The 23,739-nt window shown below is 69.9% G+C and carries 17 protein-coding genes; 7 read left to right on the top strand and 10 right to left on the bottom strand.

Annotated features, from left to right (window positions below; all coding sequences use genetic code 11):
* Positions 1–51: 51 nt before the first annotated feature.
* Entirely contained in the window at positions 52–408 is a 357-nt protein-coding gene (locus OG538_RS34205) for a YciI family protein (RefSeq protein WP_406099480.1), read from the top strand.
* Positions 408–1,667, top strand: coding sequence for an RNA polymerase sigma factor (locus tag OG538_RS34200; RefSeq protein ID WP_406099479.1), 1,260 nt, complete (start codon positions 408–410; stop codon positions 1,665–1,667). The genes OG538_RS34205 and OG538_RS34200 overlap by 1 nt, the downstream gene beginning before the upstream one ends.
* Positions 1,668–1,709: 42 nt before the next feature.
* Here OG538_RS34200 and OG538_RS34195 read toward each other — a convergent pair whose 3' ends face one another.
* The 9 genes from OG538_RS34195 to OG538_RS34155 all read right to left on the bottom strand — a co-directional run bounded on the left by OG538_RS34195 (position 1,710) and on the right by OG538_RS34155 (position 15,477).
* Positions 1,710–2,036, bottom strand: coding sequence for a cupin (locus OG538_RS34195; protein ID WP_406099478.1), 327 nt, complete (start codon positions 2,034–2,036; stop codon positions 1,710–1,712).
* 102 nt (positions 2,037–2,138) lie between these two features.
* Positions 2,139–3,764, bottom strand: coding sequence for a glycoside hydrolase family 13 protein (locus tag OG538_RS34190; protein ID WP_406099477.1), 1,626 nt, complete (start codon positions 3,762–3,764; stop codon positions 2,139–2,141).
* 300 nt (positions 3,765–4,064) lie between these two features.
* Entirely contained in the window at positions 4,065–5,024 is a 960-nt protein-coding gene (locus tag OG538_RS34185) for a carbohydrate ABC transporter permease (RefSeq protein ID WP_406099476.1), read from the bottom strand.
* 15 nt (positions 5,025–5,039) lie between these two features.
* A complete protein-coding gene (locus OG538_RS34180; RefSeq protein WP_406099474.1) occupies positions 5,040–5,999 on the bottom strand; it encodes a carbohydrate ABC transporter permease in 960 nt (319 codons plus the stop codon).
* Positions 6,000–6,078: 79 nt separating this feature from the next.
* The gene (locus OG538_RS34175) at positions 6,079–7,503 is read right to left on the bottom strand and encodes an extracellular solute-binding protein (protein WP_406099473.1); all 1,425 of its coding nucleotides are present in this window, start codon (positions 7,501–7,503) and stop codon (positions 6,079–6,081) included.
* A gap of 213 nt (positions 7,504–7,716) precedes the next feature.
* Positions 7,717–12,003: a discoidin domain-containing protein gene (locus tag OG538_RS34170; RefSeq protein ID WP_406099471.1), complete on the bottom strand. Its 4,287-nt coding sequence runs from the start codon at positions 12,001–12,003 to the stop codon at positions 7,717–7,719.
* 615 nt (positions 12,004–12,618) lie between these two features.
* On the bottom strand, positions 12,619–13,029 hold the full coding sequence (locus tag OG538_RS34165) for a VOC family protein (RefSeq protein ID WP_406099470.1): 411 nt from the start codon (positions 13,027–13,029) through the stop codon (positions 12,619–12,621).
* 415 nt (positions 13,030–13,444) lie between these two features.
* Positions 13,445–14,596, bottom strand: a complete 1,152-nt coding sequence (locus OG538_RS34160; RefSeq protein ID WP_406099468.1) for a serine hydrolase domain-containing protein — start codon at positions 14,594–14,596, stop codon at positions 13,445–13,447.
* A gap of 386 nt (positions 14,597–14,982) precedes the next feature.
* Positions 14,983–15,477, bottom strand: a complete 495-nt coding sequence (locus OG538_RS34155; protein WP_406099467.1) for a GNAT family N-acetyltransferase — start codon at positions 15,475–15,477, stop codon at positions 14,983–14,985.
* 196 nt (positions 15,478–15,673) lie between these two features.
* Here OG538_RS34155 and OG538_RS34150 point away from each other — a divergent pair, with 196 nt between their 5' ends.
* The 5 genes from OG538_RS34150 to OG538_RS34130 all read left to right on the top strand — a co-directional run bounded on the left by OG538_RS34150 (position 15,674) and on the right by OG538_RS34130 (position 22,160).
* Positions 15,674–16,396, top strand: coding sequence for a 4'-phosphopantetheinyl transferase family protein (locus OG538_RS34150; RefSeq protein WP_406099466.1), 723 nt, complete (start codon positions 15,674–15,676; stop codon positions 16,394–16,396).
* 46 nt (positions 16,397–16,442) lie between these two features.
* Positions 16,443–18,083 (top strand): phosphoglucomutase (alpha-D-glucose-1,6-bisphosphate-dependent), encoded by a 1,641-nt coding sequence (pgm, locus tag OG538_RS34145; RefSeq protein WP_406099465.1) that lies wholly within the window; start codon positions 16,443–16,445, stop codon positions 18,081–18,083.
* A 112-nt stretch (positions 18,084–18,195) separates the two neighbouring features.
* Positions 18,196–20,547 (top strand): FHA domain-containing protein, encoded by a 2,352-nt coding sequence (locus tag OG538_RS34140; RefSeq protein WP_406099464.1) that lies wholly within the window; start codon positions 18,196–18,198, stop codon positions 20,545–20,547.
* 9 nt (positions 20,548–20,556) lie between these two features.
* Positions 20,557–21,150 carry a hypothetical protein gene (locus tag OG538_RS34135; protein ID WP_406099463.1) on the top strand — a complete coding sequence of 198 codons (594 nt, stop codon included), beginning with the start codon at positions 20,557–20,559 and terminating at the stop codon, positions 21,148–21,150.
* Entirely contained in the window at positions 21,150–22,160 is a 1,011-nt protein-coding gene (locus tag OG538_RS34130; protein WP_406099462.1) for a serine/threonine-protein kinase, read from the top strand. The genes OG538_RS34135 and OG538_RS34130 overlap by 1 nt, the downstream gene beginning before the upstream one ends.
* A gap of 71 nt (positions 22,161–22,231) precedes the next feature.
* Here the strand turns inward: OG538_RS34130 and OG538_RS34125 are convergent, their stop codons facing one another.
* On the bottom strand, positions 22,232–23,518 hold the full coding sequence (locus OG538_RS34125; RefSeq protein ID WP_406099460.1) for a streptophobe family protein: 1,287 nt from the start codon (positions 23,516–23,518) through the stop codon (positions 22,232–22,234).
* Between the last annotated feature and the right edge of the window lie 221 nt (positions 23,519–23,739).

Here is a 23,739-nt window from a genome sequence, read left to right as displayed (position 1 = left end):
AGAGGGTGAGAGACCGGCACGGCGCCGGCTTCGCACCCAAGGAGGCACCCCATGAAGCACTACCTGCTCAGCGTGGTCACACCCACCGACGGAATCCCGCCGGCCCCCGAGGAACTGGAACAGATCATGCGGAGGGTCGGAGGCTTCCACCGCGAGCTCGAAGAGGCGGGGGCCTGGGTCTTCGACGGTGGCCTGAGCGCGCCGGACACCGCCACCGTCGTGCGGGCGAAGGACGGCGACACCGTGCTCACCGACGGGCCCTACATCGAGGGCAAGGAGTATCTCGGCGGGCTCAGCATCGTCAGGGCGCCCGATCTCGACGCCGCGCTGGACTGGGGCCGCAAGGCCGCGCTGGCCATCGGACTGCCCATCGAGGTCCGGCCGTTCGAGGGTGAAGTGGAGGGCTGATGTCCGGCCCGTCCGCCCAGCACGGCGGACCGAACGCGGCAGCCGTGTCCGCCTCGGCGATCGAGCGTTGCTTCCGCGACGAGTACGGACGGTGCGTCGCCGTGCTCGTCGGCACCTTCGGTGACATCGACATCGCCGAGGAGGCGGTCCAGGAGGCGTTCGCCACCGCCCTCGCCCGCTGGCCGGAGACCGGGGTGCCGCCCGCACCGGCCGGGTGGATCATCACCACCGCCCGCAACCGGGCCGTCGACCGGCTGCGCCGCGAGACCTCGCGCCCCGGCCGGCACGCCCAGGCCGCGCTCCTGAACGCCCGGGACGAACCGGCCGAGGAGGGCCCCGTGCACGACGACCGGCTCCGCCTGATGTTCACCTGCTGCCATCCCGCGCTCTCCACCAACGCCCAGGTCGCCCTGACCCTGCGGCTGTTGGGCGGTCTCACCACAGCCGAACTGGCGCGCGCGTTCCTGGTTCCGGAACCGACGATGGCGCAGCGGCTGGTGCGGGCCAAGGCCAAGATCCGCGATGCGCGGATCCCCTACCGAGTGCCGGCGGACGCCGATCTGCCCGCACGCGTCCGCTCGGTCCTGGCCGTGGTCTACCTCGTCTTCAACGAGGGATACGCGGCAAGTTCGGGCGACCTGCTGGTGCGGGAGGAACTGTGCGCGGAGGCCGTCCGCCTCGGCAGGCTGCTGGTGGGACTGATGCCCGACGAACCGGAGGCGGTGGGGTTGCTCGCCCTCATGCTGCTCACCGAGTCGCGCCGTCCCGCCCGCTGCGGGCCGGAGGGCGAACTGGTGCCGCTGGACGCTCAGGACCGCGGCCTGTGGGACCGCGAGCTGATCGCCGAGGGGCAGGCGCTCGTCCGGCAGTGCCTGCGAAGGGGCCGCCCCGGCCCGTATCAGATCCAGGCCGCGGTGAACGCGGTGCACAGCGACGCGGCGATCGCGGCGGACACCGACTGGCAGCAGATCCTGCGGCTGTACGACCAGTTGCTGGCGATGACCCCGAGCCCGGTGGTGGCGCTGAACCGTGCGGTGGCGGTGGCCGAGGTGGCCGGCCCGCGGGAGGCGCTCGCGCTCCTCGGGCGGCTGGAGCTCGACGGCTACTACGTGTTCCACGCCGTACGGGCCGATCTGCTGCGCAGACTGGGCCGCGTTGCCGAGGCGGCGGCCGCGTACGAGGCGGCTGCCGAGCTCACCGCCAACGGGGCCGAACGGGACTTCCTGCGGCACCGCCGCGACACGCTCCCCGGCCGGTGACCCGGTACGGCATCTCGATGGCGCCACCGCCTGAACGGCCCGTCAGTCGTTGACGGCCGTCAGCAGCACCACGGCGTCCTCCAGAGCGAGCATTCCGTGCCGTTCCTGGGGGATCGGGTGCAGCTGTCCGGCGGCCAGTTCCACGTCGCCGGACGCCGCGGTGAGCCGCACCGCGCCGTGCAGCACCTGAAGGGATGCGGCGGGCGGGGCGTTGTGCTCGTCGAGGGAGCGGCCCGAGACCAGCGCGATGACGGTCTGGCGCAGCGGCTCCTCACGGAGCAGGAGGTGGGCGCTGCGGCCGTGCGGGGATGTGCGGGCTACGGCCAGGTGCTCGTCGGCCAGGGCATTCAGATCATTGGGTGCGTCCATATGCCCCACTGTGCCGCAGCCCTCGCTCCCCCGCGATCCTGCCGGACCCGGCCGTGCCGTGCCCGGCCGGGTCCGTCGACAGGTGGGGCCCCGGCCGGACGCTCAGACGCGCAGCCAGACCGAGGTGTCCTGGGGCAGCCTCCCCGCAGGGTCGAGAGGGCCGCTGGCCAGAAGGATCCTGGTGTGCGGGGGCGGCTCGGCGGGCTCGGGGGCCAGGTTGACGACGCAGACGAGCCCGTCGGTCCGGGCGAAGGCGAGCACCCCGGGCGCCGCGTCCAGCCAGGTCAGCCGGCGCACCCCGGGCTCGCCCGCCGTGCCGAACCCCGGTTCGCTACGGCGCAGGCGCAGGGCCTCGCGGTACAGGCTGAGCATCGAGTCGGGGTCGCCGCTCTGGAGGTCGGCGGAGTATCCGGACCAGCCGGCCGGCTGTGGCAGCCATGGTGCGGTGGTGGCGCCGAATCCGGCGTACGGTTCGAGCGCCGACCAGGGCAACGGGACCCGGCAGCCGTCGCGTCCCGGGTCGGTGCCGCCCTTGCGGAAGTGCATGGGGTCCTGGATGCGGTCCAGTGGGATGTCGGCTTCCGGCAGTCCCAGCTCTTCCCCCTGGTAGAGGTAGGCCGCGCCGGGCAGGGCCAGCGAGAGGAGGGCCGCGGCGCGGGCCCGCCGGGTGCCGAGGGCCAGGTCGGTGGGGGTGCCGAAGGTTTTCGCGGCGAAGTCGAACCCGGTCTCCGCCCGCCCGTAGCGGGTGACGGTGCGGGTGACGTCGTGGTTGCACAGGACCCAGGTGGCCGGCGCGCCGACCGACGCGTGCTCGGCGAGTGTGTCGTCGATGGCGGTCCGCAGCAGTGCGGGGTCCCACGGGCAGGCCAGGAAGTTGAAGTTGAAGGCGGTGTGCAGTTCGTCGGGGCGCAGGTAGCGGGCGAACCGCTCGGTGTCCGGAAGCCACACCTCGCCGACGAAGACGCCGTCGTACTCGTCGGCTATGGCGCGCCAGGAGCGGTAGATGTCGTGCAGTTCGTCACGGTCGACGAAGGGGTGCGGGTCGCGGCCCGGGATGAAATCGGGCAGCGCGGGGTCCTTCGCCAGCAGGGCGGCCGAGTCGATCCTCACGCCGGAGACGCCGCGCTCGAACCAGAAGCGCAGCACTTCCTCGTGCTCCCGGCGGACCGCCGGGTGGGCCCAGTTGAGGTCGGGCTGCTGGGTGGCGAAGAGATGCAGGTACCACTCACCGTCGTCCAGCCGGGTCCAGGGCGTACCGCCGAATTCGGAGACCCAGTCGTTGGGCGGGATCTCCCCGTCGGCGCCGCGCCCGGTGCGGAAGTGGAAGAGGTCCCTCTCGGGGCTGCCGGAGCCCGCTTCGAGCGCGGCGCGGAACCATGCGTGCTGGTCGGACACGTGGTTGGGCACGATGTCGATGATGGTGCGGATGCCCAGCTCGCGGGCCTCGGCGATCAGCTTCTCGGCCTCGGCGAGGGTGCCGAACGCGGGATCGATCGTGCGGTAGTCGGCCACGTCGTAGCCGCCGTCGGCAAGCGGTGAGAGGTACCAGGGGGTGAACCAGAGGGCGTCCACGCCCAGTTCGACGAGGTAGGGCAGCTTGGCCCGGACCCCCGCGAGGTCGCCGGTGCCGTCGCCGTCGCCGTCGGCGAAGCTGCGTACGTAGATCTGGTAGATGGCGGCGTCCCGCCACCAGTTCGCGGTGGCCTCGGACGGACGGTTGGCTGCCACGTGACGTTCCTTTCGGGCAGGTGGTACTCCGCCGCCGGCCCGGCGAGCGGGGCAGGATGGGAGAGCCGGCGGCGGAGTGCTGAGGGGAAGGCGGCCGGACACGGGCCCGGTCGGGCGGGGCGCGGTCCTGGAGGAGGGGGCTGTGGCCTTTCGTCGGGACCGGGCCGGATCAGGCGGCGGGGTCCGGTGTGCGCGGCTGCGAGGCGGAGGTGGGAGCCACCGCGGAGCACGGGTGACCGACGACAACGCCGCAGGTACGTGCCGGGCCCCGCGAGCCCGGCCTGATCCGGACGAGAGGTCCTAGCCCTTGAGGCCGCCCGCGGTCAGACCGCTCATGATGTTGCGCTGGAACAGCAGGAAGATGAGCAGCGTCGGGATCGACGCGATGGTGAGCGCGGCGATGAGCACGTTCTCCGGTACGCCGCTGGCCAGCGAGTAGATGCCCACATTCAGGGTCTGCTTGCTGGGGTCGGGCAGGGTGAGCATCGGCCAGAGGAAGTCCTTCCACACCCCGACGACGGCGAAGATGGAGACGACACCGAGGATCGGCCGGGAGATCGGCAGGACGATCGACCGGAGGGTGCGGAGCGGCGATGCTCCGTCGATCGCGGCGGCGTCGAGCAGTTCGCGCGGGATGGAGTCGAAGAACCGCTTCAGCAGGAAGATGTTGAAGGCGTTGGTGACCGACGGAAGCCAGATCACCCACGGCGAGTTCACCAGATTGCGCTGGAACACCGGGACGTCCAGGACGGTGAGGTACTGCGGCACGACGAGCACCGTGGCCGGGATCATCAGGGTGGCCAGCATCATCGCGAGAATGACCTTGCCGAACACCGGGCGCAGCTTGGACAGCGAGTACGCGGCCGCGACGTCGAAGACCAGCTGGAAGGCGAGCGCGCCGAAGGCGTAGTAGAGGGTGTTGAAGAGCAGCTTGGACAGGTCCATCACGGTCCAGGCCTGGCTGTAGTTCTCGGTGTGGAGGGAGCTGGGGAAGGCGGTGGGCGGGCTCTGCACCACTTCCTGGGTGGTCTTGAGACCACCAGTGACCATCCAGTACAGGGGCCCGAGGAAGGCGACCGTGAACAGGATGACCACGAGGGCGAAGACGATCCAGTAGAGAGCCTTCCCGCGGGGTCTGCCGAGCTGGGCCGGTGAGATCAGGGTCCGCTGACGCCCGAGGTCGGCCGTGCGTCCGGCTCTGCGCCGGCCCGCTCCGCGCCCCTCGCTCCCGCGCCGGGAGACCAGCGTGTTCGATGCCATGGTCGTGCTCCCGTCCTAGTCTTCGCTGCTGCGGCTCAGTCGTACGTACACCGCGGAGAATCCCGCGAGGACGACGAGCAGGACGAGGCCGAGTGCCGCCGCGCTGCCGTAGTTGTTGAAGTTGAAGGCGTACTGGTAGATGAGGTAGACGACGGTGGTGGTCGAGCCCTCCGGGCCGGCGCCGTTGGTGAGCAGGAACGGCTCGGTGAAGACCTGCATCGTGGCGATGACCTGCATGAGCAGGAGCAGCGAGAGGATGAGCCGGGTCTGCGGGATGGTGACGTGCCAGATCTTGCGCAGCAGCCCTGCGCCGTCGAGTTCCGCCGCCTCGTACAGCTCCCCCGGGATGCCCTGGAGCGCGGCCAGGTAGATCAGGGTCGCGCCGCCCATGTTCATCCAGGTCGCCGCGATGACGACCGAGAGCATGGCGGTGTCGGTGTCCTGGAGCCACTGCTGGGCGGGGAGGTGGAAGAGGTCCAGGATGCGGTTGAAGAGTCCGTATCCGGGGTCGTAGAAGTACTTGAAGAGCAGGACGGAGGCGACCGGGGGCAGCATCACCGGGAGGTAGACCAGCAGTCGCAGATACCCCTGGCCGTGCCGGAACTCGTTGAGCACGACGGCGACGACGAACGGGACGACGAAGCCGAGCAGCAGCGCCAGCACGGTGAACAGCAGGGTGTTGCGCCAGGCCTGCCAGAACGCCGGGTCGTTGAAGACGTAGGTCAGGTTGGACCAGCCGGCCCAGGTGGTCCTGCCGTCCTCGGTCTTCTGGAAGGCCAGGACGAATTCCCTGACCATCGGATACCAGGAGAAGAGCGAGAAGCAGAGCACCGCTCCGATCAGGAAGCCGTGCGCCGAGATGTTGCGTCGCACTGCGCGCAGGAACTCCCCGCGGGTGGAGTCCGGGCGGAAGGGGCCCGGATGTCCTGGGCCGGGCCTGGTCGCCTTGCGGGAGGACAGGGTAGGGGCCGACATGGTTGTCTCCTCGGTGCCGGTGAACTTCGAGCGCAGTCGGGCGGGACCGGGTCCGCAGCGACCCGGTCCCACGCGTCCGTTACTGGTTCGCCAGAACCTGGTTGACCTGCTGCTCGGCGGTGGAGAGCAGCTTGTCGATGTCGGCGTCCTCGTTGGTCAGCACACCGGACATGGCGTTGTCGAGGATCTTGTAGATCTCCTGCGCCTTCGGCGGCTCGGCCTTTCCCTGGACGGGGTTGTCCATGAAGGCCTTGAAGTTCTCGATGGGCATCGACGCGTTGGCGGTGCGTGAGGCGTCGTCCTTGGTCTTGCTGTCGCCGAGGAAGAAGTTCGGCTGCGGAAGGCCGACGGGGAGCTTGTCGGCCTTGGTGCGGGCCCAGTCGAACTGGCCCTTGCCCGGGGTGAGGTTCTTGAAGTTCAGCCAGGCGACGGCGGCCTTGATCTGGTCGGGCGAGCTGCCCTTCTTGATCATGTAGTTGTTGCCGCCGAACAGGGTGCCCTTGGCGCCGGGGATCGGGCCCAGGCCGAAGGTCTCGTACTGGGCGCCGAGTTGCTGCACCATGTACGCGATGTCATCGGGGGCGGCGAGGAACATGCCCAGCTTGTCGCTCGATATCTGCTTCTGCAGATCGCCCCACTTCAGCAGCTGGGTCTTGCCCATGCTGTCGTCCTTCCAGCGCATGTCGTGCAGCTGCTGGAGGACCTGCTTGCCGGCGGCGTCGTTGAAGGCGGCCTTCTTGCCCGAGGCGTCGACGACGTCCCCTCCGAGGCCGTACTGGGTGGCGGCGAAGTGCCAGCCGCCGTTGTTGCCGGCGCTGTACTCGCCGAAGCCGGCGATGCCCTTGCCGAGGCCCGCGATCTTCTTGGCAGCGGTGCGGACCTCTTCCCAGGTGGCGGGCGGGGTGTTCGGATCGAGGCCGGCCTGCGTGAACAGCTTCCGGTTGATCATCAGGCCCATGGTGTAGTTGCTGGTCGGCAGGGCGTAGAGCTTGCCGTCCTTGCGGGCCACATCGATGACCTGGGGCTGGATGTCCTTGAGCGCGGGCACCGACTTGTCGTTGACGTAGGCGGAGATGTCCTCGGCCCCGTCGTTGTCCAGCACCTGCTGGAGGTCGGTGAAGTACGCGTAGAAGACGTCGGGTTGCGACTTCCCCTTCAGCATGGCGGTGAAGCGGGGCGGCTCGTTGCACTGTCCGGGCGTGGACTTCCCGTTGATCTTGACGTTCGGGTAGGTCGCGTTGAACGTCTTGATGTCCTCGTTCCACTCGCGCAGCTCCGCGGCCTTGGCCGCCGGGGGCATGCAGTCGATCGAGATCGTCACCTTCGCCTTCGGGTCGAGCGGGGCCGAAGGGTCGGACGATCCCTTGGACGCACTGTTCGAGTCCCCGTCCTTGCTGCTGCTCGTGCCGCAGGAGGCGAGCGAGGTCAGGGCAAGGGCGGTGACAAGGGCAGCCGCGGAGGCACGGCTGATACGGCGTGTGCGGCGCAACCCAGCACTTCTCATCGATGGTCCCCTTTGGGCATGAGCGTGGATGGCCCTCGGCCGACTCTCTGCCGGGGCGAGCCACACTCAACCAGCGGCGACATGTGAACGCAATATCTCGCGCAGTTTTCGTAAAAGTTTGACAGCGCTTCGCACGCGGCGTGCGGCACCCGACGTGCGCGCAGCACGGAGCGCCGCCCGGCGGACCGGACGGCGCCCTGGGTGCGGTGGTGGCTACGGGTTGATGTTGATCTTCATGGTGGACGTCGTGTTCCTCACGTCCTGGGCGTTGTTGGCGAGCCTCAGCCCGTTGAAGGTGACCTCACCGACCGCCGGGCCCTGGCCGGACTCCGGCATCTCGTTGGCCCACAGCCCGAATCCGGACTTGGCGTCGAAGGCGTCGCCGCTCTTGCGGGCGCCGGAGATCGAGATGTCGGTCAGGATCGTGTCCTTGATGGGGAACTGGGGCTGTCCTCCTACGTAGTTGGTCTGCAACATGATGCCGCTGTACGTCGGGTCGACGATGTCCACATGATTGATACGGATGCCCTGGAAGACCTTGGACGCGGAGAACAGCCAGATGCCGGGGAAGGTCTGCGTCCCCCAGAAATGGCCTCCCGAGCGGACTACGGAGACGTTCTCGACCGTCGTCGGCTCGGTCCCGAAGCCGTTCATCGGGTAGCCGAAGTCCAGCGAGCTGACGGTGATACCGGAGTACACCAGGGTGTCCGCGATGCGGATGTTACGGAAGGTGTTGTTGTAGCCGCCGTAGACGGCGACGCCCGCCGCACGCCAGGTCAGGAGGGACGTGAGGTTCTCGTAGACGTTGTTCTTCATGTCCGCGCCGCCGGAGTCGATCGCCGAGAACAGCGCGAAGCTGTCGTCCCCCGTGGCCCGGGACTCGTTGTTGACGACGTGGTTGTCCGTCGACCCGTTGGTCATGTTGATGCCGTCGGCGAACGTGTCGCGGATGCGGGAGTTCTTGATGGTGATGTTGTCGGTGTTGGCGCCCCAGTAGAGGCAGACCGTGTGTTCGTTCCAGACGTTGTCGATGAGCATGTCCGAGAGGTTGGAGAAGTCGAACACCTTGCCCGGTCCGTCGATGCGCGAGGTGTAGTTCCCGAAGTACGCGAAGTTCGCGAACGTCGATCCCTTGGCGCCGGCCTCGGCCCGGAAGCCGATGTCGGTGTTCTCCTGGGTCGAGGGCGCGTGGAACCTGGTGTACCAGGGCCCCGCTCCGATGACCTTGACGGCCTTGCCGTAGACCTGGAACTTGCTCGCGGTCTCGTAGTCACCGGCCGGCAGATAGACGCCCACCAGCTTGCCCGTGGTGTCCATCCGCACCTTGTCCAGGGCGTTCTGGACGTCCTGGTGGGTGAAGCCGGCCGGGACGGCGTAGGCGGCAGGGTCCGGGTTGGCGATCTGCGTGACCTGCTCCAGGCTGACGAAGTCGATGGCGTAGGTGCTGGTGTTGGCCGTGTCCTTCTGCAGCCGGATCTTGCTGCCCGCCGGGACGGTCCTGCCCAGCATCACGTTCGCCTCGTCGTAGATGTGCCGCGGCGAGCCCGCACCCGGGGAGTTTCCGGGGCCGGTCTCGGCTCCGTACAGCCAGGCGTACTTCGAGGTGAGGTCGATGGCCTTGAGGAAGGTGCCGTCGACGTAGATGTTCAGCTTGGAATCGATGCCACCGCCGCCCGCGGAGTCGGGGATCGAGTAGCGGGTGACCAGCGTGTTGGTGCTGGCCCGCGCGGTGAACTCCACATAGTTTCCGGTGTTGTTGAGCGTGACGGCTTTGCGGCCCGAGGCCTCTCCCGCGACGTCTCCGACAGTCCGGTTCGGCCCGACGACCTGAGCGCCACCGCCGGTGACCGCGTCCTCCGCCTCATAGGTGTCGTACGGCATGGCGGCGCCCCGCCCGACGAAGAGCGAGCTGGTGGCGGTGTTGTTCGTGCGCTTCACCGGCAGTTCGTTGACGTCGTCCGCGATGACCGTCCTCACGGAGTAGGTGCCGTTGGCCGCCGTCCAGCTGCCGAGGTTCACCGGAGTGCTGGTCGCACCGGCGGCTATCGCTCCGGTGTAGGTGCCGGTGAGGGTCTTCACCGTGGCGCCCGTGGAGTCGGTCAGAGTGAGCGTGATGGCGTGGCCGCCACCGGCGGACGCCACCGTGCCCTGGTTCCTGACCGCGACGGAGAAGGTGACGTTGTCACCGCTCGCGGGAGCGGACGGTGAGGTGCTGACACCGGTGGAGACCAGGTCCGAGCTGGAGACCGGCTTCACGGTCAGCCCGGTCGAGCTCGTATGAACGTTGTCCGTTTCGTTCTGCTCGATGATCTCGTTGGCCGGGTCGACGGCGGCACCGAGTGCGTACGTGCCCGCGTCGCGCGGGCCGATCTCGGCGCTGACCTGGGTGGAGGCCCCGGCCGCCAGCGCGCCCACGGTCACCGTGGCGGCCTTGGAGCCGCCGAGCCGGAACTCGAGCTTGCCGGCCGGCGCCGCGACCGAACCACTGTTGAGCACCGTCGCGGTGAGGGTGACCGGGTCCGACTCGACCGGCGAGGCCGGGGCCGCCGTCACCGAGCTGACCTGGAGGTTCGGGTTGGGTGCCGGGGCGCCCAGGACCTGGAACTCCGCGACCTGACCGGCGGGCGCGCCGGTGTTGGAGGTGAATCTCAGCTGGACGTCCGCGATCCGCGCACTGACCGGGATCGTCACCGAGTTGCCGCTGCCCGGGCTGAACGCGTAGTCCTTCGCGGCGACCAGCCCGGTGAACGACGCGGCGCTCTGCTCACGGCCGAGGACCTGGATGTTCTGGGTCCTGGCGCCCCAACTGCTGTCCGGGTTGAGTTTGACGACGACGTTCTCCGTGTCGGCGTTGGCACCGAGCTTCACCGTGAGGGTGTTGGGGTAGCTGCCTCCGGCGCCCTCCCAGTACGTGCTCAACTGGTTGTCGTTGGCGTTCTCCGCAACGAACGTGTGGACCACGGACGAGCCGGTGATGGGCTTGCCGATCGCCAGGTTGGACGCGGCGCCCGTGCTGCCGTTGCGGGTGACGGTGTTACTGGCTCCCGATACGTTGCCCGCCGCATCCTTGGCCCGGACGGTGTAGGAGACGGTGGTCCCGGCTGACTGGGTGTCGGTGTAGGTGGTGACATCACCCGCGACGCTCTTGCGCAGGACGTTGTTGGCGTAGATGTCGTAACCGGTGACTGCCTTGTTGTCCGTGGACGCCTGCCAGATCAGCTTGATCTGCCCGGCGGCCGGTTCGGTGTAGCTCAGGTTCGCCGGGGCGGTGGGGGCCTGGGTGTCGCCGGTGCTTCCGGCCCGGGTCACGGTGTTGCTGTTCGCCGAGGTGTTGCCCGCCGCGTCCCTGGCCCGCACGTAGTACGAGACGGTGGCGCCGGACGGACGGGTGTCGGTGAACGTGGTGACGTCACCGGCCACGCTTGTCAGCAGCGTGTTGTCGGCATAGAGGTCGTAAGCGGTGACTGCGGTGTCGTCCGCCGATGCCTTCCAGGTGAGCTTGATCTGCCCGGTGGCCGGTTCGGTGTACGCCAGCTGCGACGGTGCGCTCGGCGCCTGGGTGTCACCTGATGCCGGTCCGTAGATCTCCAGCTCCGAGACCTGGGCGCCCGGCTGTACGGAGTTGGCGCTCACGAGCACGCGGACATAACGCGTGGTCGTGGCGTCGAAGGAGATGGTCGCCGACTCTCCGGCCGTCGGGCTGAAGGTGTAGGCGGCGGACTGCGTCAGGTCACTGAAGTCCGTACCGTTGGCGCTGCCCTGGATCTTCAGTGTCTGGCTGCGGGTCTCCCACCCGTCCGGCAGGCGCAGCACCACCCGGTCGACCCGGACCGAGGTACCGAGGTCGGCCTGGATCCACTGTGGCAGCTCGTTGTTGCGGCTCTCCCAGTAGCTGGCCGCGTTACCGTCGTTGGCCTGGGCGGCGATGTACGTCTGGGTGTAACTGCTGGCCGTGAGGGTGCGGCCGGCGGCCAGGTTCAGCGACGACTCGGCAGCCGCCCGGACCTCCAGCTCGGCGAGCTGGCCGTTGGCCGACACGCTGTTGGCGGTGATGTTCGCCCGTACGAACCGCGCCCGGGTCGCCGGGACGCCGACGGTCACCGTGTTGGAGCTCCCCGGGGCGAAGGTGTAGGTGGCCGAGGTCTTCAGTGTGGTGAAGCTCGTGCCGTCTGCGCTGCCCTGGAGCGACAGCGTCTGGCGGCGGCTCTTCCAGTCAGCGGGCAGTTTCAGGGTGACCTGGTCGATGCGGGTGACCTCACCCAGGTCGCTCTGCACCCATTGGGGCAGGGCGCCTCCCGACCCTTGCCAATACGTCGACGGGTCTCCGTCCGTGATGTTCGCTGCGACTCTCCCGCTGCCGGCACTGCTCGCCGCCGTCCTGTGACCGGCGGCGATGTCCGGGCCTCCGGCCGCCGACGCGTTGAGCGCCGGCCAGCCGGTCATCAGCAGGCCGGCAAGGGTGGCGGAGAGGACCCGCCATCGCTGGCGTTGCGTTCTCATATGTCCCCGATCTTCGGCCTCGGCGCAGGGCACGGCCAAGGCGCGGCTCTGACTGCGTAACCCGCCGGGCATGAGTTTCTGCACTGACGGGATGGGCTTTTGCGTATCGCGGTCAGAGAATTGCAGAGGAATGAGAGCTAGTCCATCGTTGCGACAGAAGAGCAAGAGCAACCGGACTCTGCCATGCCGCTCCAACTAGGGCGACAATCACGGCATTTACCTAGCCACCAACCAGTCGGACACCGCCGCCCCGTTGACGCAAGAAATTTGCGCCCAGATGAAAGGCGCTGAAAGCTGCCAGTTCGGAGGGGGAGGCGGAGTGACCGGGACGCCGGGCGGTCAGGCCGTCCGGGCGAGGTCCGCCCGCAGAGCGGGGAACCCTTTCCCGCACCCGGCACACCACCCGAGAGACCCCTGCCGTCGCCCGGCAGGACGGCAGGGCCGCGAAGACCTCCGAGCGGTGGCCGGCAGTCCGACCGCACCGGAGGTCTTCGTCCTTCATCAGGCACTCCGCGCCGACGACGCCGCGGGGCACTGTCCCCGGGGGAGCTCCGGGTCCTGATCAGTCAGCGGGCGCCGCCTTGTGCTGATCACGACCCGACAGACGGTCAGGGGTCAGTGGGTGTCGCCGGGGCCCGCGTCCTCGGGATACCAGCGGAGTTCGAGGGTGTTGCCGTCCGGGTCCTGGACGTAGATGGAGGTGGCGGTGCCGCGTGCACCGGAGCGCTGGACGGGGCCCTCCAGGACGGTGAAGGTGCCCGACCTGATGACCGCGTCCCAGTCGACCGGCTGCACGGTGAGGCAGAAGTGGTCGACGTTGGTCTCGCCGCGCGGGCCGGCGACCAGATCGATGATGGTCTCCGGGGTGATCCGCACCGACGGGAACGGGAGTTCGCCGGCCCGCCATTCCGCTACGCCCATCGGTTCCAGGCCGAGCAGGTCGGTGTAGAAGTGGAGGGACCGTTCGACATCGGCGACGTTGAGGACCAGGTGGTCGAATGCTTTGACGCGAACCGTGGTGACCATGGAATTGCCCTTCAGGCGGGTGCTGGGGTGACGCCTCCTATGGTCGGCCGTCCGTTGAGCCTCGACAAGGCGCGGTGGACGTGGCCGTCGTCGGGCCGCACTCAACGCCGGTGACACGTTGCTGCAACGCGCGGAGGCGGCGGCTTCCCTGACCGCCGCCGGGCTTTGCACCCCGGCCACCGCTCTCGCCCGCACCACCGTCGAGTCCGCCGCACGCAACCCGGCTTTCTGCGCCGCCGGGTTCGAGCTCGACGGCGGTGCGGCCTTCGCGGACGAGGACACCCCGGAGCCTCTCAAGGACAGCGTCGCCCCGGGGCGGCTCGCCGAAGGACGTCCGCGTTCAGCATATTCGGGTGTTCCGACAACGCGGCCAGGTGGCTGTCGTCCTGCGCCGGGCGGGGTTACCGCATGCCCCTCAGTTGCGGGTCCGGCACAGTTCGCGGTCCACGAGTGCGATCATGGCCCGCTGGGTTTCCGGCCCCCCGTCGCTGGTGACGTACACGACGGCGGTCCGGGTCCCGTCCCGGGTGGCACCGCCCCAGGCGTGATAGCCGAGCAGATTGCCCGGGTGACCGAAGTAGCTGCCGCCGCACGACAACTCGATCTCCCCCAGGCCGAGCCCGTACCGCACGCCCAACTCGGGCGCGAGCATGGTGGTCGTCATCTCGTGGAGCTGCGCCGGAGGCAGCAGACCACCACCCAGGAGTGCGGCGTAGAACCGGTTCAGGTCGCGGGTGGTGCTGACGATCGATCCGGAACCGACCGCCATCGTGGAATTGAGCGCCGTGACGTCGATGCCGGTGTCGGTACCGAACGCGGCGTAGGCCCGGGCGTGGGAGCCCAGGACGAACGGGAAGGCGCCGGGCGTACTGGTGTCCTTCAGCCCCAGCGGGCGGATGATCCGGTCGTTCACCTCCTGTGCCCAGCTCCGGCCGGTGACCTCCTGGATGATCATGGCGGCGAGAATGTAGTTGGTGTTGGAGTACGACAGCTCGGTGCCGGGCGTGAACTCCTTGGGAGGGAGCCGCATCGCCATGCCCACCAGCTCCTGCGGGGTGTAGGTGCGCAACCGTTCGCGTCGATAGCCGTCCGCGCTGTTCAGCGCGGGTATCTCCGGGAGGACGTCACGGATGCCGCTGGTGTGCTGCAACAGCTGCCGCACCGTGATCCGGCTGCCGTCGTTGCCGTTGCCCTGGACCACTCCCGGCAGTCGCTGCTCGACGGTGTCCTCCAGGGACATCCGCCCTTCACCCACGAGTTGCAGCACGACGGCGGCGGTGAAGGTCTTCGTGGCGCTGCCGATCCGGAACCTGCCGTTCTGCGGCATCGGCCGTCTCGTACCGCTCTCGGCCGTCCCGGCGTGTGCGCTGTCCCGTGTGCCCCGTGACGTCACCTGAGCAGACACGCCGACGGCCCCGGTGGCGTGGATCGCGTCCACCTGCTGTTGCAGCGGGTCGGTCGGCTCCGCCTTCGCCGCCGCCGGCAGTCCACTCGACGCGGCGGCAAGGGCCGCGACCAGGCTGGTCAGGACGAGCAGGCTTCGCCGGCCCCTTCGTAACACGTGCACGATGGCCCCAATTCTGTACGGATGGTCCGGGCGCTCAGGAGACCGCCCAGGCTGTGGCCGCGGCTCTCCCTCTCCGGGAGCCGGTGGTCGGCCCCATCCCATCAACGCCAGAGGGATCGGCCCATCCGGCGTGCCCCCTGACGCACCGGTGCGCTGTCCTCAGGGCGGTGCTCGGGGTGGCCCCCGTGGGCACACTGAGGTTTGCCCCACCCGGTCACCACCCGGGCGAGCCTCCACCATCGGCTCCGGGTGTGCGTGCCGCAGCCCGCGCGGCGGCACGCACACCCGGCCTCGTCCGGCCCCGGTCGAGGGCCCGCTCATCCGACGACGAGCGGGCCCACAGCCGCGGACCGCGCCCGCCGGTCCCGGTCCGGGCGCCCGACGGATCAGTCCGACGGACTCCAGCGGTACCTGACGTCCGGCTCGTTCTCCTCGTTGCGGCTGCCGTCGTCGAACGCGACGGCGGTGAAACCGTGCTGCTCGTAGAAGGCCCGCGCTCCGGAGTTGCGCTGGAAGGCGTGCAGGGCGAGTCCCTCCGGACTGCGCTCCCTGGCCTTGGCCAACAGAAGTGTGCCGATTCCACGGCGCCGCACGTCGGGGCGCAGATAGAGGTGTTCGAGCTCCTCGCCGTCTACCGAGACGAAGCCGACCGGCTCCGCCGCTCCCCCGTCCTCCCTGAGCTCTGCCACCCAGACGTCCGTGCCGGGCAGCACGACGTGTGTCATCCAGCCGAGCGTCGCCTCGTCGCTGTGGACTCTCGGCAGGTACGGCATGGCGGCGGCGCGGGAATCGAGGAAGAGCCGGGTGAGGCGGTCGGCGTCCTCGACTCGGGCCTCACGCAGCAGTACCGCGCCTGAGTGAGGGTGGCTGTCGGCTGACATCCGGGGTCTCCTGTCCGAAGGGGCCGGGCGACCGGAAAGTCCGCCGGGCCTCGGGAGCGCGGTGAACTGGCCACCCTGTGATCGAACGTACGTCGGGCCCGGCCCGGATCTCCATAGGATATCGGTGAGCTCCGCCGTGACACGCCCTCACGGCACCCCCGCAAAAGGAAACGACGTAACGGTGTATCAGCCCGACGTGTTCGCATTTCCCGAGGACGGCCACCGGGTCACGCCCCTCGGTTTTCCGTCCGGCGCCCCGTCGCTGTGGCTGGTGGACGCGGTGCGGCACGGAGGGCGTGCGCAGCGGATGGCCGCGGGGATCCTTGATGCCGACGAACTCGGCAGGGCGGCCCGCCTGGTCGTCGCGGCCGACCGCAGCTGTTACGTCGCCGCCCACGTGGCTCTGCGGCTGCTGCTCGGGGCGCAGCTGACGGTCGCACCGGACGCCGTGCGCCTGACTCGGGAGCCGTGCCCGTCCTGTGGTGGCCCGCACGGCCGGCCCGCGACCGACGGCGGTGTGCACTTCTCCCTGTCGCACAGCCGCGGGGTGGCCCTCCTGGCGTTCGCGGAGGCACCCGTGGGGGTGGATGTCGAGCTCGTGCCCAAGCTCGCGACCGTGTCCGAGATCGCCGGTCAGCTGCATCCCGCGGAGACCCGCGAACTGGCGGAGTTTCCCGAGGACCAGCGGCCGGCCGCCTTCAGCCGGGTCTGGACCCGCAAGGAGGCCTATCTGAAGGGCGAGGGCATCGGCCTGGCCGGCGGCCTCGCGGCCGAACACGTGGGCACCGGCCCCCGGCCCGGGCCGGGCCCGGCCGGCTGGAGGGTCACCGACGTCGAGGTCCCCGCGGGATATGCGGGGGCGGTGGCTGTCCGCGCGGCGGGGCAGCCGCCCACCCATGGCAGTGACCGGAGAAAATGACGGGGCGGGCAGAACGTACCGACCGACCGATACGGAGGAGTGGCAGATGCCGCAGACACGAGCCGGGCAGCAGGCACGCCCGGAGGACCTGACCGATGTGGCGCGGCTGGTGACGGCGTATTACACGCTGCATCCCGATCCCTCCGAGCCGGCCCAGCGGGTCGCGTTCGGCACCTCGGGCCATCGGGGGTCGTCGACCGCCACCGCTTTCAACGAGGACCACATCGCGGCGACGAGCCAGGCGATCAGCGAGTACCGGGCGCAGCGGGGAACGGACGGACCGCTCTTCCTCGGGGCCGACACCCACGCCCTGTCCGAGCCCGCCCGGGTCACCGCCCTGGAGGTGTTCGCCGCCAATGACGTGAGTGTGCTCATCGACCCGGCCGACGGCTACACCCCGACGCCCGCGGTCTCGCACGCCATCCTCACGTACAACCGCGGCCGTACCTCGGGGCTCGCCGACGGGGTCGTGGTCACCCCGTCCCACAACCCGCCGGGCGACGGCGGGTTCAAGTACAACCCGCCGAACGGCGGTCCGGCCGGGTCGGAGGCGACCGGCTGGATCCAGGACCGGGCGAACGAGATCATCACCGGTGGTCTCAAGGACGTGCGCCGCATGCCGTACGTCCGGGCTCTGGCGGCGCCCTCGACCGGGACGTACGACTTCCTGGGCAGCTACGTGGCGGACCTGCCCTCCGTGCTGGACCTGGACGCGGTGCGCGCGGCCGGTGTGCGGATCGGTGCCGACCCGCTGGGCGGGGCGTCGGTGGCCTACTGGGGCCGTATCGCCGAGCAGCACCGGCTCGACCTGACCGTGGTCAATCCGCTGACCGATCCCACCTGGCGGTTCATGACGCTGGACTGGGACGGCAAGATCCGGATGGACTGCTCCTCGCCCTACGCGATGGCTTCGCTGATCGAACAGCGCGACCTCTTTTCGATCGCCACCGGCAACGACGCCGATGCGGACCGGCACGGCATCGTCACCCCGGACGGGGGGCTGATGAACCCGAACCACTATCTCGCCGTGGCCATCAACTACCTTTACGCGCACCGGGACCGCTGGCCGAAGGGCGCGGGGATCGGCAAGACGCTGGTGTCGTCCGGCATGATCGACCGCGTCGCCGCCGATCTCGGCCGGGAGCTGGTGGAGGTACCGGTGGGCTTCAAGTGGTTCGTGGACGGCCTGGCCGACGGGTCGATCGGATTCGGCGGCGAGGAATCGGCCGGGGCCTCGTTCCTGCGCCGGGACGGATCGGTCTGGACGACCGACAAGGACGGCATCCTGCTGGCCCTGCTCGCCTCCGAGATCCTGGCCGTCACGGGCGATTCCCCGTCCGAGCACTACGCCGCGCTGACCTCGCGGTTCGGCGAGCCGGCCTATGCGCGGATCGACGCCCCCGCGGACCGCGGGCAGAAGGCCGTGCTGGCGCGCCTCTCCCCCGAGCAGGTCAGCGCCGACACCCTGGCGGGCGAACCGGTCACCGCCGTCCTCACCTCGGCGCCGGGCAACGGGGCCGCGATCGGCGGAATCAAGGTGACCACGGAGAACGCGTGGTTCGCGGCGCGCCCGTCGGGCACCGAGGACGTCTACAAGGTCTACGCGGAGTCCTTCCGGGGCGCCGAGCACCTGGCCCGCGTCCAGGAGGAGGCCAAGGCAGTCGTCTCCGCGGCCCTGGACGCCTGACGGAACGCGTCTCCCCCCGCGCGGTGCGGTGCGGGGGGAGACGTCGGCGCGTGGGCCCTGCACCCAGTCGACTGGCCGGGCACATAACCGTACCGCTCGATAGAATTCGGTCATGGGAGAGCGGCCTGTCGCGCCAACTGCGCCCGACCTCGTACTCGAAACCGACGCAGGACCCACGGTGATGAGTCCGGGCCGGGAGTACCACGTCGGACGCGACCCCTTGAGCGACATCGTCATCGATGACGTCCGTGTCTCCTGGCACCACGCAGTTCTCAGGACGCTGGACGGACACTGGTCGATCGAGGACGAGGACAGCACGAACGGCACCTACACCGGGGGCCGGCGGATCCATGAGTCCGACGTCGGGCCCGGCACCCTCATCCGCTTCGGCCATCCGGAGGACGGACCGCAGGCCGTCCTGAAGGTGCGGTCCGCTCCGGCTCCGGTGCATCCGCCGGACCGCCCGTCGGCCGTCTCCATGCCCGCCGCGACCGGCACGTTCCGGCAGCCGACCACCGTACGGCCGCTGCCGTCCCGCACCGTACGGATCGGCCGCGGGAGCGGGAACGACCTGGTCGTCGACGATCTGGGCGTCTCACGCCGCCACGCCGAGCTGCTGGCCCATGCGGACGGCACGTACGAGATCGTCGACCTCGGCTCGCACAACGGCACCTTCCTCAACGGCCAGCCGGCCGACCGTGCACCGGTCGCCCCCGGAGACATCGTCGGCATCGGGCACTCCGCCTTCTGCCTGGTCGGGGACACGCTGCAGGAATTCGTCGACACCGGTGAGGTGTCACTCGACGTCCAGGACCTGGCTGTCACCGTCGACAAAGGGCGGAAGACCCTGCTCGACCACGTCGCCTTCCCGGTGGGCGAGAAGTGCCTGCTGGGCGTGGTGGGGCCCAGCGGCGCGGGCAAGTCGACCCTGCTGAACGCGCTGACCGGACTGCGCCCTGCCGACGAGGGGACCGTCCTCTACGACGGCCGCGATCTCTACCACGACTACGCGGAGCTGCGTCAGCGCATCGGGCTCGTCCCCCAGGACGACATCCTGCACGCCCAGTTGACCGTACGCAGAGCGCTCGGATACGCGGCAGAACTCCGCTTCCCGCAGGACACCGCCAAGTCGGAGCGACAGGAGCGGGTCGCCGAGGTGGTGCGCGAGCTCGGACTCGAACAGCGGGCCGGCCAGCCGATCCACAGCCTCTCCGGTGGCCAGCGCAAGCGGGTGAGTGTGGCGTTGGAGCTGTTGACGAAGCCGTCGCTGCTCTTTCTCGACGAACCGACCTCCGGCCTCGACCCCGGCATGGACCGCTCGGTCATGCACATGCTGCGCGGCCTGGCCGACGACGGGCGCACGGTCATCGTCGTGACGCACAGTGTGCTGAGTCTCGACGTGTGCGACCGGCTGCTGGTGCTCGCGCCCGGCGGGAAGATCGCCTACTACGGTCCGCCCGGGGACGCGCTGGCCTTCTTCGGGTTCGCCGAGTGGCCGGAGGCGTTCGAGGCGTTCGAGAACGACCGCGACCGGCCCTGGGCCGAGGAGTTCACCGCTTCCCCGTTCCACCGGCAGTACATCACCAACGCAAGTGCCCAGCCCCGGCTGCCGCACGCCGCGGCCGCGGCGGTCGCCCCGCCGCCGAAGACCCGCAGCTGGGGTGCGCAACTGCGGACCCTCGTGAGACGGTACGCGGCCGCGCTCAGCGCCGACCGGACGTTCCTCGCCATCATGATCGCGCTGCCGTTCGTGATGGGCGCCATGACACGGGCCCTCGCCGGAAGCCGGCTGACGCAGGAGACCGCGATGAACGCGCTGCTCATCCTGTGCGTCGGCGGTGTCCTGACCGGCGCCGCCAACGCGGTCCGGGAACTGGTCAAGGAACGGGTGATCTACCAGCGGGAACGAGCCGTCGGTCTGTCCAGATCCGCGTACCTGATGTCCAAGGTCGTGGTGCTGGGCACCATCACGGTGCTCCAGGCCGTCGTGCTGACCCTCGTGGGTCTCGTGGGTGTCGACCTCAACGCCCCGGGCGGACAAGGGGTACTCCTGCCACCACTGGCCGAAATCACCCTCACCGTGGCGTTGTTGTCCTTCACTGCGATGATGCTGGGCCTTCTGGTGTCCGCCCTCGTACGCAAGGAGGAGGTCACCATGCCCCTCCTGGTACTGCTCGCGATCGTCCAGGTCGTCTTCTGCGGCGCGCTGCTGAAGCTGCACGGGGTGCCCGGCATCGAGCAACTGGCCTGGCTGGTCCCCTCGCGCTGGGCTCTGGGCGCCATGGCGGGGACGATCGGTCTGTCGAGGATCGTGCCCGGGAAGTTGACGGCGGACCCGCTGTTCGAGCACTCCGCCGGGATATGGCTCCTCAACATGGGGATGCTGGTGGTGCTGTCCGCCGTCTTCGGATTCGCGGTGGCCAGGCTCCTGCGCCGGCACGAGCCCGCCATCATGCGGAAGTAGGAGCGGTGCATGGAGGACTTCCGGCCCACCCATGTCGTCCCCCAGGACGGGCTGCCCGCCTGGGAGGCGCCCGACGTGTCCCGGCCCACCGAACCGCTCGACCCGCTGCTCCCCGTCCAGTTGCTCGACCGGCGCGGCGACTGGGGCCAGGTCCTGTGCGCCAACGGCTGGTCGGCCTGGGTCGACGGACGGCTGCTCGTCTCCGTACCGCACGATCCGCCGCAGGCCGGACAGCCGATGGCCCGCACGGCGGACCCGCGGCCGCTGATGGCACGGGTCCAGGAGTCGCTGGACCGCTTCCACCGGGCCTCCGAGGAACTCGTCGAGGGCCGCATCGACGGCGAGACCTTCCGCCACCGCACCCAGGGGCTGCGGGCCGGAGTGGTCGTCGACGGCGAAGCCGTGTGGCTGTTCGACGCCGAGCACGAGCGCTGGGTGTACACCGACGGGACCCGGCTGACGACGTACGCGGCGCAGTCGGGCCCCGGCCGCCCGAGCAGCGCCCCGGCGAGCGGCAGCGGCCCTCAGCCCGGGTCCGGGCCGGAAGCGACCCGGCTCGTCGACCCTGCCACGCATCCGCCGACCCGGCCGGGTGATGCGTGATGGCCCCCGCCCCCGGCTCCCCGGACGACGCCTCACTGCCCGCCGCACGGCCCTCCGACCTGATCGGCAGACAGATCGCCGACTACCTGGTGGAGGGTGAGATCGGGCGCGGCGGTATGGCGGTCGTCTACCGGGCCAAGGACCTGCGCCTGGACCGCACGGTCGCGCTCAAGCTGCTCGCCCCCGAACTCGCGCGCAACGACACCTTCCGCAAGCGCTTCACGCACGAGTCGAGGGTGGCGGCCGCGATCGACCACCCGCACATCGTGCCCGTCTTCGAGGCGGGTGAGACGGAGGGCATCCTCTACATCGCCATGCGTTACGTGGCCGGGCAGGATCTGCGGGCCCTCATCGACCGGCAGGGGCCCCTCCCCCTGGGAACCGCGGTCCGGATCGCGGCTCAGGTGGCGTCCGCCCTCGATGCCGCCCACGATCACGATCTGGTGCACCGGGACGTCAAGCCGGGCAACATCCTGGTGGCGGCAGGCACGGACAGCGACCATCCGGAGCATGTGTACCTGACGGACTTCGGTCTGACGAAGAAGTCGTTGTCACTGACCGGGTTCACGTCCGTCGGTCAGTTCGTCGGAACGCTCGACTACGTGGCGCCCGAACAGATCTCGGGCCGCCCGGTGGACGGGCGCTGTGACGTCTACAGTCTCGCCTGTGTCGTGTACGAGACGATGGCCGGGGCACCTCCCTTCCAGCGGGACGACGACATGGCGCTGCTGTGGGCCCACCAGTTCGATCCTCCGCCGGCGCTGAGAGGACTGCGTCCGGACCTTCCGGCGGGCATCGACACGGTGCTGGCGAAGGCGCTGTCCAAGAGCCCGGAGGACCGGTACGACTCCTGCCTCCAGTTCGTGGCAGCACTGCGTGCCGCCGCACGGGGCGAGGCGCGGGGCGGGCATCCGCCCACGCAGGTGGACCGGCGGATCGACGGGTGGCGGTCCGGGCCCGAACCGCCACCCGCGCCGCCGCGGTGGGCACTGCCGGTGTTCCGCGGATAGGACGTGTGCCGAAGCGGCACCGCCCCCGGAGGGCGGGATCCTCGGAGCGGGCGGGACTTCCGGAACACGCGTCAGGGGGTGTCCGGCTCCACCTCGCCGCGTCGGCCGACGCGGGCGGCGAGCAGCCCACCGAGGAACCCGGTCACGAGCCCCCACACCAGGGCGAGTCCGAGCGCGCCCCACAACCGCGCTCGCAGCAACACCTCGCCCCCCAGCCCCCCTCCGAGGTCGCCGAGCCCGAGCAGGGACAGTCCGTAGTGCGCGGAGATCCGGACGAGCAGGCACACGGCGAGCACGGTGAGGGCGAGCGCCACGGCCATGTGGACGGCATGCTGCCAGGGGCGCATGCGGGCCGGGGAGCGGGCGGCGGCCAGGAATCCGGCCGACAGGGTGAACAGTGCGGCCGCGACGACGCACCACCAGACGCGGCCGTCCTGTTCGGCGAGCGTGCCGACGTTCAGGGTGGAGAGGTCCGGTGTCCGCAGTACGGAGTCCAGTACCTGTGGCATCGGCAGGCCGAAAGGCCCGTCCACCTTCCCTTCCCACGACGCCCCGAGGCCCAGGGTGAACACCAGCCAGACGAGGTTGGGCAGTCCGAGCAGGATCACCGCGAACGTCTCGGCGGGGTGCCCGCCGGTCACCACGACGACCAGGGCGATGACCAGACCCACCACCACATGGGCGAGCAGCAGCGCCACCATCGCGTACGCGGCCGGGCGCACCGATTCCTGGAAACGCACCAGCCGCGCGGGAAGCGGCGCGCCGCGCGAGACGATCAGGGCCAGGACGAGGACGCCGGCCAGCCAGAGCAGGCCCAGGACAAGGGTGAGCGGGATCTCGGCGCGGAATCCGGCCCGGGGTGAGGCGTCGAGTACGTCGCCGATGACACCGCCCGTCGGGTCGGCGCCGGGGATCTCGAAGGTCTGCCGCGCCAGGAGCGACAGGCCGATGAGCACCAGGGCCCACAACGCCGCGATGCGGGCGGCCCATCCGGCCAGTTCGCGTGTGGTGGCGACGGCCCGGTGCCGCAGCGGGCGGAGGAATCCGGCGGCGAGGACGAGCGCGCCCACGAGGGTGACCGAGAGCGGCAGCGCCGAGATGTCGGCGTGCGTCCTGGCGAGTTCCCCCGCGTTCCCCGACAGGGCGACCGATCCGCCCGCCGCCATGACGACCACCGCCGCGACCACGCGGGGGAAGGAACCACCGGGCAGTTCCGCGGCGCCCGCGGCCCACAGGCCGAGGGCAGCGGTGACGCCCATGACCAGGAGTCCGGCGAGAACGGTCAGGAGGCCGTCGCCCCAGCCGTGTGCGGCGCGGGCTCCCGTGCGGTTCCGGCCGTCCGATCCCTGTGTACTCACGGGCCCACGCTAAGGGCTGTCCCGCGATTCCTGGTGGATCAGCGCGCGGCGTCAGCCGCGGTGCATCACAAGGCGGAGAGGCGCCCGCATACGGGATGTGTTCGGGCGTTTCGACCACGCGGCGAGGTGCCGTAGCTGTCGTCGTGCGCCCGCCAGGCATCGCGGGACAGCCCTCAAGACAAGGGTGAGGGGCTCGGGTCGGCCGCCCGCGTCGGCTTGCG

This window comes from Streptomyces sp. NBC_01013 (assembly GCF_045162765.1).
Classification (GTDB): domain Bacteria; phylum Actinomycetota; class Actinomycetes; order Streptomycetales; family Streptomycetaceae; genus Streptomyces.
The sequence above is the reverse complement of the archived record's forward strand: the minus strand, read 5'-3'. Positions and strand labels throughout refer to the sequence as shown.